This window comes from Alistipes sp. An31A, assembly GCF_002159425.1.
In the GTDB taxonomy this organism is placed as follows: domain Bacteria; phylum Bacteroidota; class Bacteroidia; order Bacteroidales; family Rikenellaceae; genus Alistipes; species Alistipes excrementigallinarum.
Genome location: NZ_NFIO01000011.1, coordinates 1 through 12,940, shown reverse-complemented (window position 1 = coordinate 12,940; position 12,940 = coordinate 1). Strand labels below are relative to the sequence as shown.

8 protein-coding genes and 1 rRNA gene are annotated in these 12,940 nt (G+C 63.7%); all 9 read right to left on the bottom strand.

The annotated features are described in order from the left end of the window. Positions 1–14: 14 nt before the first annotated feature. A complete protein-coding gene (locus B5F90_RS09050; protein ID WP_162607770.1) occupies positions 15–1,550 on the bottom strand; it encodes a BACON domain-containing protein in 1,536 nt (511 codons plus the stop codon). A 79-nt stretch (positions 1,551–1,629) separates the two neighbouring features. Continuing rightward, a complete protein-coding gene (locus tag B5F90_RS09045; protein ID WP_087362481.1) occupies positions 1,630–3,030 on the bottom strand; it encodes a DUF1735 domain-containing protein in 1,401 nt (466 codons plus the stop codon). A gap of 30 nt (positions 3,031–3,060) precedes the next feature. Continuing rightward, on the bottom strand, positions 3,061–4,290 hold the full coding sequence (locus tag B5F90_RS09040) for a DUF1735 and LamG domain-containing protein (protein WP_087362480.1): 1,230 nt from the start codon (positions 4,288–4,290) through the stop codon (positions 3,061–3,063). A 6-nt stretch (positions 4,291–4,296) separates the two neighbouring features. Next, the gene (locus B5F90_RS09035; RefSeq protein ID WP_087362479.1) at positions 4,297–5,337 is read right to left on the bottom strand and encodes a glycoside hydrolase family 18; all 1,041 of its coding nucleotides are present in this window, start codon (positions 5,335–5,337) and stop codon (positions 4,297–4,299) included. 21 nt (positions 5,338–5,358) lie between these two features. Continuing rightward, positions 5,359–6,930 carry a RagB/SusD family nutrient uptake outer membrane protein gene (locus B5F90_RS09030; protein WP_087362526.1) on the bottom strand — a complete coding sequence of 524 codons (1,572 nt, stop codon included), beginning with the start codon at positions 6,928–6,930 and terminating at the stop codon, positions 5,359–5,361. A gap of 12 nt (positions 6,931–6,942) precedes the next feature. Then, complete coding sequence (locus B5F90_RS09025) at positions 6,943–10,230, bottom strand: SusC/RagA family TonB-linked outer membrane protein (protein ID WP_239307786.1); 3,288 nt, start codon at positions 10,228–10,230, stop codon at positions 6,943–6,945. Between the two features lie 501 nt (positions 10,231–10,731). Beyond that, positions 10,732–11,787: a FecR domain-containing protein gene (locus tag B5F90_RS09020; protein ID WP_087362477.1), complete on the bottom strand. Its 1,056-nt coding sequence runs from the start codon at positions 11,785–11,787 to the stop codon at positions 10,732–10,734. A gap of 65 nt (positions 11,788–11,852) precedes the next feature. Then, positions 11,853–12,416 carry an RNA polymerase sigma-70 factor gene (locus B5F90_RS09015; RefSeq protein WP_162607769.1) on the bottom strand — a complete coding sequence of 188 codons (564 nt, stop codon included), beginning with the start codon at positions 12,414–12,416 and terminating at the stop codon, positions 11,853–11,855. A gap of 395 nt (positions 12,417–12,811) precedes the next feature. Next, positions 12,812–12,925: ribosomal RNA gene (gene rrf, locus B5F90_RS09010) — 5S ribosomal RNA — on the bottom strand. Positions 12,926–12,940: the final 15 nt, after the last annotated feature.

Below are 12,940 nucleotides of genomic sequence, written 5' to 3'. Positions count from 1 at the left end.
ACGCGCGGGCGGCGCTACCGAACCTCGACCTTGAGGTTCTGGTAGTAGTTCTGGTCCGTAATGGTGATACGGCCTCCGTCGATGGCGCTCTTCTGCTCGGCCGTCACGTAGAGCGTCTTGATGTAGTAGCTGTTGAGCGTGATGCTCTGGATGTTGGGGCATCCCGTGACGTCGAGCCACTCGGCCTTGTCGTAGGAGGAGTACTTCGACGAGAACTCGATAATCTTGACCGAAGCGCCCGAAACGGTGAGCGATGCGGCGTAAACGGGCATGCAGTAGAGGCCCTCGAATACGAGCCGTCCGTCGGTAATCGGCGCGTCACCGATGTTGATGACCTCGAGCGGCGCCGGCGTGATGTAGGAGCGCCAGCCGCTGGACGAACTGTACCTGTTGATGTCGGTCAGGTTGGGGTTGCCGCTCAGGTCGAGCTCCTTGATGGGATTCATGCCGATGCCGCTGGGGGCCAGCGTCTTCAGGTTCTTGAAGGCCTCGATGCCCTTGAGCGAGGAGATGTTCTTGCGGTAGAGGTCCGGCAGCTGGGTTGCAGCCTCGCCCGTCTCCGTAAGCAGGCACTCCGTACCGTCGAGCACCGTGATGTAGCCCGCATCGATGAGCAGCTGGCGGAAGGCGTCGTCGGGGAATTCGATGCCCTGGGGACGCTCGCCCTGCACGACGGCAATCTCGGCCCCAAGCGACGCCTCGTCGGTGCGCAGGTAGATGAAGCCCGAACGGAAGGGCTCCTCGGCAGGCTGTACCGTGAATACGAGCTCCTGCTCCTGCAGCTCCTCCGACTGGAGGGGCTCCGACTGGAGCACAATCCACTCGCCCGAAGGCTCGACGCGGAAGGGCAGGTTGCTCCGCACGTGCAGACGCAGCTCGGCACCCTCGACCGGCACCTCGAACGACGACTCGGTCACCTCGAGCAGCAGGTTGCGCTCCTGGTGCACGGTCACCGTGCGCTCGTCACCTTCCTTGTTGGAGACCACCAGCTGCGCGTCGCGGTTGCGGCCCGTCGCATTGGCGTCGACCTCGAAGTAGAAGAACGAGAGCGACCCGCGCGTCTCGACCTGGTGAATCCAGTCGACCTCCTCCACGAAGCGCACCGAGGTCTCGCTCGACGACTCGAGCCGCAGGCGGAACTCGCCGCCCTCGGGGGTGAAGGTGTAGCGGTCGCCGTTGAGCGTGAACTCCGAGGCGGCCTGCTGCGTGACCGTCAGACGGCGCTCCTCGCCGCCGCAGATGAAGGTGAAGAGCACCTCGCGCGCCTCGGGCTCGATGTTGGGCTCGACGGTAAAGCTCACCGCCTGGCCGCTCACACCCTCCTCGCTCGAGGGACGGCACCACAGCTGGCGGCCGCCCAGACGCCACTCGCCGCTGCTCGTTACGGTCACTTCGTTCGTCCCCTCGAGCGCCGCGCCCGATGCGTCGAAGGCAAGCGTCTCGACCGACAGCGTCAGCGTATCGGAGGGAACCGGAGCCTCGGCTCCGTTGTCGTCGCTGCATCCGGTCCAGGCCAGAGCGGCGGCGAACATCCAAAATATCTTTTTCATCATGTTGCGATTCTTTTCGTGTTAATCTGCTTTTCCGCGCGGCACGGCTCCGCCTCCGCGGCGGAGCGTGCCTTAACGGCTACTTCCAGTCCTTCTCGTGACGCACGCCCGACCATACGGCCTCGTCGTCGTAGATGTACTTGGCCACGTCGTTCAGCGGCGTGAACTGGCTGTTGCCCGGCTTGAGGTTGTAGACCATCTGCACGCCGTTGCCGCTGCTGCGGTTGGTCCGCAGGTTGGCGGGGTTCGACTCCGAGCCGTAGGTCATGTCGAGCGACGCCTCGCCCCACTGGCTGCGCGAGAGGCCCAGATGCGGCGGCGGCATCAGCACGTCGTAGTCGCAGTAGGCGTAGTCGATGAAGTCGCCCGGGCGAACCCCCTCGACGGCCGACTTGAAGCCGTAGTTGGCCTGGCCAATCTGATAGAGCTGCACCAGCTTGTCGGGCATCGCCATCTTCACCTCGTAGAGCAGGCGCGCATAGGGGCCGGGCCCGTAGGTCACGCACCCGGGCCAGAGCTGCGAGAGGTGCGCCTCGTACTGCGAGTACTCGTCGTCGAAGTCGACGCCGTCGAGCCCGTAGGTCTCGACAATCGACTTCAGCTCCTGGGCGAACTGGTGCGCCGCGGCATCCGAGAGGTTGGCCACGCCCGAGCCGTCGCCGTTGCCCAGAATCGTCAGGCTCACGCGCATGCCGGCATCCTGCAGCGGCTTGATGTAGATATCACGGTTGTCGAGGATGTGGCGCACGTTGGGGTTGAGCACCACGCCCACGCGCTTCTCCTCCTCGAGCCAGTTGATGTTGGCCGCAAAGATGTTGACGATGTCGAAGAGCGGTTTGCCGCTCGCCTTGCAGCTCCACTCCAGGGCGTTGAGCGGGTTGTTCTCGTTGACCTCGACGTAGCATACGGTGATGAAGCCCGTGCTCTTCTGCGTCGAGGGGTGCTCGCCGCGCACCTGCACCCAGAAGATGTAGGAGCCCTCCGTCGAGGAGACGGTCACCCCCTCGGTCGGGCTGCTCAGACGCAGCGGCAGGGCGTAGCTCTTCCCCTCGCTCATCGCCTCGTCGGGCCGCACGCTCACGCGCAGCAGCTCCGAACGGGTGCTCTTGGGGCCTACGAGCAGCGCTCCGTCGGCCTCGAGCTCGACGGCCTGGGCCGGAACCGCCTCGAAGGAGGTGGCATGGGCCTCGTTGTAGGCCTCGAGCACCGTGGGGTCGTAGGTGAACTTGAGGTCGACGGCACGGCCCGCGGCCGAGCTCAGCACCACCTGCACCTCGCCCGACACCGGCTCGGTGTAGAGCTGCAGCGTGGCGCCGGCGGCACCCTGCGGGTTGTAGACCGTGCACAGACACTCGCCGACGGGGTCGATGCGCCCCTCGTCGATTCCGTTGGGGATGATGTCATCCTCGGCGCACGACACCAGCGCCGTGGCGCAGATGGCAGCCAGAACTCCCCATCGCATATTCTTCATGTGGTTCATAACGAATTCCAGTTTTTGTAAGTCAGTAGATTAGTTGGCATCGGGGGCGGTTTCGGGCAGCGATACCTCGGTCCACTTCAGCGGGCTGTCGGCCGTACCGTTGTTGCCGTTGCCCGTCTGGTCGCGGATGGTGTCGCCCGTACCCTCGTCGAATTTCCAGTAGGCCACCAGCCCCTCGCTGGCGGGGTCGACCTCGTAGACGTGCGAGGCAATCTCCTCCTGCGTGCGCACCACGTTCCAGATGCGGCACTCGCAGATTTCTCCGTGGAGCTCGCGGCCCGAGGCGTAGGAGTAGCCGATGTTGAAGTAGTGCGCCTTGCCCTGCGCATCGTTCTTGGGCTGGCCCAGGTTGATGGCCGAGAAGGAGTTGCCGCTCTTGTCGAGCGACACCTCGCCGTTGATGTAGACCACCACGCGGCCGGCGGCCACGTCGCACGTCACGGCGATGTGGGTCCACTCGTTGGCCGGGATGAGGCAGGTCGAGGCCTCCGTGAAGTTGGTGCCTCCGCCGTAGGAGGTCGGCAGGACCACCTGCAGCTGGTTGGGGGCCAGGCCGTTGTCGCTGATACGAATCAGGCAGTGGCCCTCGATGCCCATCACGGTCTTGATGCCCGGTTCGAGCACGTAGTCGTGGCAGCGGACGAGCGCCTCCATCGTCAGGGTGTTCAGTCCGTTGAGCACCTTCGACGATGCGCTCTGTCCGTCGAGCACCTTGTCGAAGGCGATGTAGTTGCTGTCCTCGAGGTCGGCCACCACGTTGATGATGGCGGCGCCGCGCAGCACGTAGTAGAGCGTGCGGGCGCTCTCCAGCACGGCGATGCCCTCGGCCGAACGCAGCGTGACGGGCAGCACGTGGAGCGAACGCGTGTCGAGCTGCCCCAGGTCGTGGAAGCGCACCGTCACGTCGGCCGAACGCGTCGAGCCGGCGGCTATCGAGGTCTCGCCGCCCGTCACCTCGAAGTAGGTTGCGGGAAGCATCTCTGCCTGCTCGCCGTAGAAGCGGTTATACTCCGCCACGAGCGACTCGTTGGCTTCGAAGAGAAGTTTCACCTCACGCTCGACCGGTTTGGGGGTCGCCGCGTGGAACGAACGCTCGTCGGTCGTGGCCGACGGCTTGACCAGCAGCGTGGTCACGCTCGTATTCTGGTCGATGTAGACCTTGTTGTCGAAATCCCCGAAGGGGGCCGGTTTCTTGTTGCAGCCCGTCAGCGAGAGAAGCACCGCGCAGGCTGCCAGAAGAGCTGTATGGAATCTTTTCATGGCCTTTTAGTTTTTAGGGGAGGGGTTGAGCGTCTCGATGGCCTCCTTCGTGTAGCGATAAATCATCGTCGAGTTGTAGTAGTCGTACTGCACGTCCATGATGCCCACGGCGGCCTTGCCGAACTCCTCGGGACGGAGCATCCACTCGGCCAGAGCGCCCAGCGCGCGCACCGAGGCACCCGACTCGTCGAGCAGATAGCCCGTCGTGTCGGTCGAGGCGGGGGGTACGGCCGAGACGAGCCATACGAAGCGGTCGGTGGGGAGCCCCTCAACACCGCACATGCGGCGGGCGCGCATGCCGAAGTCGTAGACCGACTCGGCGTCGAGGCAGCGGACCACCAGATAGTCGCAGAGCGCCGCAGCCTCCACGTCGGAGAAGTACTGGGGCGTGCCCTCGAAGAGGAGCAGAGCCTCGGGATGACGCTGGCGCCACCCCTTGAGCGCCTCGGCCACCACGGCGTCGAGCGCCAGCTGCGCCGTGCGCTCCTCGTCGGTGGCGAAGGTGATGTCGGTCGGCTCGTAGCAGAGCGTGAAGCCGTCCAGTGCATCGGCCTCCACCTCGGCCATGCGCGTCTCGAGGGCCGTGCGCAGGCGCGTTGTGGCGTCGGAGGTTCCCTCCGCGCTCTCGCCGGCTCCGTCGCCCTCCTCACCGGAGGCGAGCAGCGCCGTGCAGTCGAAGGCCCCAATGACGCGGGTCCCCTTCTCGTGCAGCGAGGCGACCTGCTCCAGTTCGCTCGCCGTCAGTCGGCCGGAGGCCTTGAGCGCCACGATGTCGACGCTGTCGGGCACGTCCGAGAAGAAGCCCCCGCGGCTGGCCGGCTGCTTGTTGCTGTTGTCGAACCAGACGATGGTCCGCTGATGCTCGCTCTGCTTCCAGGCGCGCAGCTCGGCCACGTAACGGGCGTAGAGTTCGGGGTTCGACTCCCCGAAAACCGGGTCCTTGACCGCGATTTTCTCATTCTCGGTCCACTCGCTGCACGAGACGCCCGAGAGCGCACCCGCCAGCAGCGCGGCACCGCAGATTATGTGTTTGATAGTTCGTTTCATGACTTGACTATGGATGAGGGGTTATTTGACCTTGCAGTCCCACCACAGGCGGGTCGCCATGTTGTCGGGACCGTCGAGCAGCGTGAGTGCTTCGTTGATGTGCGCATTGTTCTCCTGGTACTCCTCGACGGGATAGGGCATGCGGTTGGCATAGCCCCCCTGGGGAATCACGCCGCCGCTGCGGTTGTTCGTCGCCGGCATCAGGCGCGGATAGCCCGTACGGCGGAACTCGCACCACGCCTCGAAGCCCGAGGGGAAGATGGCCAGCCACTTCTGGGTGATAATCTGCTCGAGGTTGGTCTCGAAGTCGCCGCGCTCGTCCCACTTGACGGTGATGGCACCCGTCTCGCCCGTGTTGCTCTCCTTGCCCAGCGGGTCGACGTAGGAGGCGGGCAGCGACGTAGCGTCGGCAAGGTAGGCCTCGCAGTCACCCGACAGACCCCACTGCTCGAACGAGAGGCGCACGCCCTCCTCGTAGAGCGTCCGCGCGTCGGCCGTCGAGCCGTACCAGCCGCGCAGCGCAGCCTCGGCCTTGAGGAAGGCCACCTCGGCGGCGTTCATCCACATGAGCGGCGTGGTGTAGTCGACCACCATGTTCGAGTAGAGAAGCGACTGCGTGGGGATGCTGATGCCCGAGCGCAGGCCGATGTAGCCGTTCTGGATGCCGCCCGTGAAGGTCGACACGGTGAAGTACTTCGCCCGGCGTGGGTCCTTGTAGCCGTTCATGTAGGAGGTGATGTCGGCCGAGATGCGCGAGTCACCGCCGTTGTAGTCGTACATGACCACGCGGAAGGGGTTGTTCTGGGTCGGAATCTGGGCGTTGTCGGCATTGGAGGTGATGACCCCGCCGGCCTCCTCGCTCAGCGCCTCGCGCACCTTCGCTTCGGCCTTCTCCGGAGCCACGTAGCTCAGGCGCATGGCCATGCGCAGCTTGAGCGAGTTGGCGTAGCGGACCCACTTGACGAGGTTGCCCGCATAGACCTTGTCCGAGGTGGCCTTGATGCTCTCGGCCGAGTGGGCGCGCAGCACCTCGAGCGCCGCGTCGAGCTCGGCAAAGAGGCGGTCGTAGACCTGCTCCTGCGAGTCGTAGGGCGAGGTGAGGGCGTTATCGGCGCCAATCTGCGAGTAGGGAATCGGGCCGTAGGTGTCCGTCACGCGGTGCACGGCCGAGACGCGGATGACGCTGGCCAGCGCCAGGGCCACCTCGTCGTCCGAGTTGACCTTCAGCTTGTTGTAGGCCGTATAGATTTCGGGAATCACGCGGATGAGCATCACGCGCGTCCAGTCGTTGGTCGGGTTGAAGATGGCGATACGCGTCGACAGACCCGGGTTCGAGTCGGCCGTGTAGCCGCCCAGGGCGCCGCCCAGCACGATGTCGGTGAACTGGTGCGTGTTGACATCGAGCGGAATGACCCAACCCTGCATGCCGGTCAGAATCGACGAGACGATGTAGTTGTCGTTGTTCATGTCGTCCTTGCCCGCGGCATAGGGGTCGGTGTTGATATCTTCGAAGCTGCCCGTGCAGGCGCCGAGCAGCGCCGCCGGAGCGAGGGCCAGCAGGCAGAGGACCTTGCGGATGGATATCTTGTTCATGTTCATGACGTTTTAGAATTTAAGCCGGAGGTTGAAACCGATGTTGCGCGTCGAAGGCATCATGAAGTAGTCGATGCCCTGGTAGTAGTTGCCCGTCGTGGCCACCGATTCGGGGTCGAACGGAGCCTTGCAGTAGAGCATCCACAGGTTGCGGCCCACGAGCGAGAGGGTGATTTCGCAGACGTCGCCCAGCTTCTTGCGCGGGATGGTGTAGCCGATGGAGGCCTCCTGCAGGCGGACGTTCGTCGCCGAGTAGGTGTAGTACTGCGGGATGTTCTTGCCGCCCACCACCTCGTACCAGTTGTAGGCCGGGAGCATCGAGCCGCCGTTGATGCGCACGCCGCCCGCGTCTCGCGCCGCAGCCGAGGCCTCCGACACGCCGTAGTAGTCGAGCTGGGCCTGCGTGGCCGAGTAGACGATGCCGCCGATGCGCGCCGAAACCATGAAGCCGAAGCGGAAGTTGCCGACGCTGAAGTCGTTGCGCCATGCCATGTTGGCCTTCGGGAAGACCGAGCCCAGCTTGATGTCGTCGAGGTTGTCCGAGACGGTGTAGATTTGGTTGTTCTCGTCGACGTAGATGTGGCCGTTGGCGTCGCGCTTGAGGTCGATAATCGAGTAGAGGTCACCCAGCGAGCCCCCTTTCTTGAGGATGAAGTGGGCCTGGTTCAGACCGCCCACGTCGAGCCGGTCCTTGGTGATGAGCTGGCCCGTTTCGGGGTGGCGGTAGTTGTCGACCAGTTCGAGGATGCGGTTCTGGTTGGCGCTGAAGGTGAAGTTCGAGCTCCACGAGAACTTGCCCCACTTGTTGCTGTAGCCCAGCGCCAGCTCGACACCGCGGTTACGCACCGAACCCGTCTGCACGTAGAGGGTCGAGTAGCCCGACGAAACGGAAATCTGCGGGTCGAAGGTCTGGTTGTAGGTCTTCGTGTTGTAGTACGAGACGTCGAGGTTGAAGTGCTTGAGGAAGCGCATCGTCAGACCCACCTCCCACGAGTCGGTACGCTCGGGCTTCAGGTCGTAGAACGGGTAGTTGGTCTCGGTCTTCCAGACCTTGTTGTCGGCGTCCCACACGTAGATGGGGTTGGCCAGGAAGCGTGCGAAGGGCATACCCACCGAGGCCCATGAACCGCGCAGCTTGACGTAGGAGAGCTCCTCGGGCATGTTGGGAATCAGCTGCGAGAGGACCACCGAGGCGCCAATCGAGGGGTAGAAGAACGACGACTTGACCGACTGGGGTCCCGCCAGCTGCGAGGGCCAGTCGTTGCGGCCCGTCAGCGTGAGGTAATAGGTCCCCTTGTAGCCGATTTCGGCCGAGGCGAAGAGCGACTGGTACTGCTCGCGCCAGCCGGCCTGCTCGCGGCGCACGCGCGTGTCGTCGAGCTGGAAGACGTTGAAGAGGTTGGCGATGCCCGACTCCATGATGGGGCCGCGGTTCTTGAAGGAGTCCTGACGGATGTCCGAGATGATGGCACCGACGTTGGCCTGCAGCGACCAGTCCTCGCCGAAGGTCTTGTTGATGTTGAGCAGCACGTCGCCGTAGGTCTGCTGGTCCTCGGTCTTGGTGATGCCGTACAGACCGTTGCTCGAACCCTCGATGAGCGTCGAGTTCGAGGTGGCGTAGAACTTCTCGGTGTAGTTGTTCACCGAGTTGTCGATGCGGATGCGGCCCGATACCGAGAGCCAGTCGAGAATCTTGTAGGAGATGTTGGCGCTGAGCATGTAGCGGCGGCGGTCGTTCTCGCGCAGGTTGCGGTAGTTAATCCAGTAGGGGTTCTGCATCGTGAGGTTGCCCGCACCAATCCATTCGTCCCAGTCCTGGACGTAGATGCGGCGTTCGGGGTCGTAGCGCTCGAACATCCGCGCACGGTTCCAGTCGTTGCCGCGCGGGAAGAGGTAGGCCGAGACCAGCGGGTTGGCGTAGGTACCCTGGTTAATCATGTTGCAGTCGCTCTGCATGATGTAGGAGGCGCTCAGATCGATGGTCATGCGGTCCTTGAGCAGCGAGGTGGTGTTGCGCGCCGTGAAGTTGTAGCGGTCGTAGCCGTTGTTGGGGACGATGCCGCGCGAGTTGACGGCCGAAGCCGAGAGGTAGGTCTGGTTGTGGTCCGTACCGGTCGAGAGCGAGACGGTCTCGGTGCCGACGACGCCCGTCTGGAGGTAGTCCGAGGCGGGGGAGTAGCCCGTGCGGTCCTGCGGCTGGAGGCGGCTGCCCCAGCTCATGAGCGTCTGACCCTCCGAGGCGTAGAGGTTGCCCGTGCCGTAGCGGTTCTGGAAGCGGGGCATCACGAAGGGCGAGAGCACCTCGGTGTTGCTCGTCACGGTGACGGTCGTGCGGCCGGCCATACCCTTCTTCGTGGTGATGACGATGGCGCCGTTCGAGGCGTAGCTGCCGTAGAGGGCCGCTGCGGCGGCACCCGTCAGCACCGACACCGACTCGATGTCCTCGGGGTTGATGTCGGCCACGGCCTCCGACGTACCGGCCGAGTCGAACTCCGTGCCGCCCTCACCGCTGAGGTTGTACATCGGCACGCCGTCGATGACGTAAAGGGCGTTCGACGACTGGTCGATGCCCTTCGTACCGCGCATGACCACCTTCGAGGCGCCGCCGACACCCGACGACGAGGCGTTGATGTTCACACCGGCCACCTTGCCGTTGAGCGCATTGACGAAGTTGACATCCTTGTTGCCGATGATGTCGTCCGACGAAATCTGCTGCACGTTGTAGGAGAGGGCCTTCTCGGAGCGCTTGATGCCGAGGGCCGTCACCACGACGGCGTCCATGTTGAGCGACGACTCGCTCAGCGTGATGTCAATCGTCGTGCGGGAGCCCACGGCAGCCTCGGCGTCGTTGTAGCCCAGGTAGCTGGCCAGCAGCACGGCGCCGGAGGCCGGAGCGGGAACATGGAGCGTATAGGAGCCGTCGGCCCCGGTGCTGGCACCGACGGTCGTACCCTTGACGATGACCGTCGCGCCGATGACCGGAACGCCGGCCTTGTCGGTCACGCGGCCCGTCACCACGCGGGGCTGGTCATCCACCTTGCGGGGCGTGAGCATGATGTGGTTGCCCGAGAGCTCCCAGCCGAGCTTCGTCCCCTCGACCAGACGGTCGAGCACGGTCGACAGAGGCTCCTGACGAGCGTGGAGCGTCACGCGGTGGTCGGGGTCGATGTCCTGCGTCTTGTAGAAGAACATCAGCGACGTCTGTTTCTCAATCTGTACGACGGCGTCGTCGAGCGTACCGCCGTCCACAGAGACGCTGACCCGCCGCGAGAGGGCGTCGGTCTGCGCCGAAACCGTCATTTTGCCGCCCACGAGCAGGAAAAGCAGCGTCAGGACGACAAGATTCAGATTTTTTTTCATAAATTTAACAGCTCTTAAGTGAGTAGTTTATACCCGCACGCCGCGAGACACCGTCGAAGAGGCGCCTGCGGGTGTGGACGAATTGTGAGTGATTCGGGAGCCGGGGAATGTTCGCAGCATGTCCGGCTCCGTCTCTTTTTTTATGGATAGGGAAAAGGGGAGAATGGTCCGTCAATGGAGCATAGGCAGAAAAGGTTTAAGGTTCAACGTCTCGGTTTCGGTTATTCGTAGTCGCCGCGCGGCGGGCGCGGCATGCGGTTTTCGGTGCGGTTTTCGGTGCGGGGCCGGTCGGTTGGCCGGGCCGGGGTCGATTGGTTGGTTTGCAGGTAAGTCGGTCGGTTCGTCTATCGGTTGGTCGTTCTATTGTTCTATTGTTCTATCGGTCGGTTGTTCTATCGGTCAATTGGCTGGTTGTTCGGGTCTTCGGGCTTCGGTGCCGGGCTACCGGCGCCGCGCCGAGATGCGGAAGGTATTCCCCTCGCGCACGATGTGCAGACGGTGGTCGTAGTTGAGAATCGAGAAGACCTCGTCGAGGCGCTCCGTGAGCGAGAAGGTTCCCGTATAGCGGATGTCGCCCAGCGACTCGTCCTCCAGGATGATGCGCACGCCGTAGTAGTTCTGCAGGCGGGCGGCAATGTGGTCGAGGCTCTCGTCGCGGAAGCGGTAGACGCCGTCCTCCCACGAGCACTGGCGCTCGTAGGCGTCGAGCGGCGTGAGGCGGTAGGTGCCGTCGTTCGTGTCGTAGCTGCACTGCTCGTTGGGGTGCAGGCGGAGCGTGCGGAGCAGACGTCCCTCGTTGTCGAGCAGGTCGAGCCCCACCGAGCCGCTCAGCAGCGTCACGGTGTTGACCTCCTCGTTGGAGTAGGCCTGCACGTTGAAGGTGGTGCCGAGGACGCGCACCGACTGACGGCGCGAGTGGACGATGAAGGGGTGCTCGGCGTCGTGTTCGACGTCGAAATAGGCCTCGCCGTCGAGCCACACCTCGCGCGCACCCGAGCCGAACGAGGCGGGATAGCGCAGGCTCGACGAGGCCTTCATCGTCACGTGGGTACCGTCGGCGAGCACCAGCTGCGACTTGCTGCCGGCATCGACACGGATGGTGTTGTAGGTGTCGGCCGAACGCTGCGCGTCGAATCCGCGCCCGACGACCAGCCCCACGACCAGCATCGCCGCAGCGGCTGCGGCATAGCCTGCGGCGCGGAGCCACACTCTGCGCGGACGATTGGTTTTCATCGATTTAATGGAGGGAGCCGAAGCGGTCGCACCGGCAAATTCGTGACGCTCGAGCAGCCTGCGCCGCAGGGCGTCGACATCGACGCGGGCGGCCTCCGACGCGGCGCTGCGTTCGGCGTAGAGGTGCTTCATACCGTAGAGGAACTCGGCATGCGCCGCATCCTCGGCGAGCCATGCCTTCAGCAGGTCGGCCTCATGCGGCGTGCAATCGCCTTCAAGATAGGCGACAAGAGCGGATTCCAGCTCGGGGGAGAGTTCCTTCATCGGTTGCAGTTTTTACCCATAGAACACTCCGTGCGGCCGAATTACCTACGCCGGCAACAAAAAATTCATCGAAACGTGCAGAAAAGGGAGAGGGCGAGGGCCGAAAGGAGCAGCACGCGCATCCGTTCGCGCAGGAACCGGAGCGCCTTGTAGAGCTGGGCGTCGACCGTGCGGCGCGAGATGCCGAGGCGCGCGGCGATTTCGTCGCTCCGCAGTTCGTCGTACCACGAGAGGCGGAAGACCTCGCGGCAGCGGTCCGGCAGCTCCTCGATGGAGCGGAGCAGCCGCTCGGTGCGCTCATCGCGCGGCTCGTCGAGCACGCGCAGCTCATACTCCACCTCGCCCAGCCGCAGTTCGGCGAGCGAATTCCGGGCAAAGCGGTCGGCCACCATCTCGTGGCGAATTGCATTGCGGCAGCCGTTCAGCACGCTGCGGTAGAGGTAGGAGCGGAGCTCGGACGTGGGCATGAGGAAGCGCTCCTGCTGCCAGATGCGGACAAAGACATCCTGGACGATGTCCTCGGCGAACTCGTCGGAGACAAAACGGCGGGCAAAAACGACCATCCGGGCCGCATACTCCTTGTAGATGCGGTCGAAACGGTCGAAATCGTTCGTTTCTCGCGAAGTCAAAGTCGTCATACCTTCATCCGGGCCGACCGTATGCCGAAAAGAAACGCACACGGGGCAAAAGACAAAGATAGTGAAAAGATACGAAAAAGAAACTGATTCGGTCACGACTTGACGGGAACCCGGGCGGAGCAGCGCCCCGCACCGGCAAGCCTTCCGGCCCCGCGAGGGCCCTCTACCATCCGCTCCAGGCCGTCCCGCCACAACTTTCGGCATCTGACAGCCCCAAATGAAACCAGCCAATACATGCCTCCACTCCTTTCATCCACTCATCGGCCAACCTGCAGCCATCATCCGGTTGCTTCGCAGTACTTCCGCTCCTTCTGCTCGCTCCCCAGAGCCGCGCCCCGCTCGCATACGGGCACAAAAAAAGGTCAGACCTTGTGAGTCTGACCTTGAAGAGGCGGCTACCTACTCTCCCACGGGATAACCGCAGTACCATCGGCGTAAGTGAGCTTAACTTCTCTGTTCGGAATGGGAAGAGGTGGAACCTCACTGCTATAGCCACCTAAAAGAACGTTTTTACG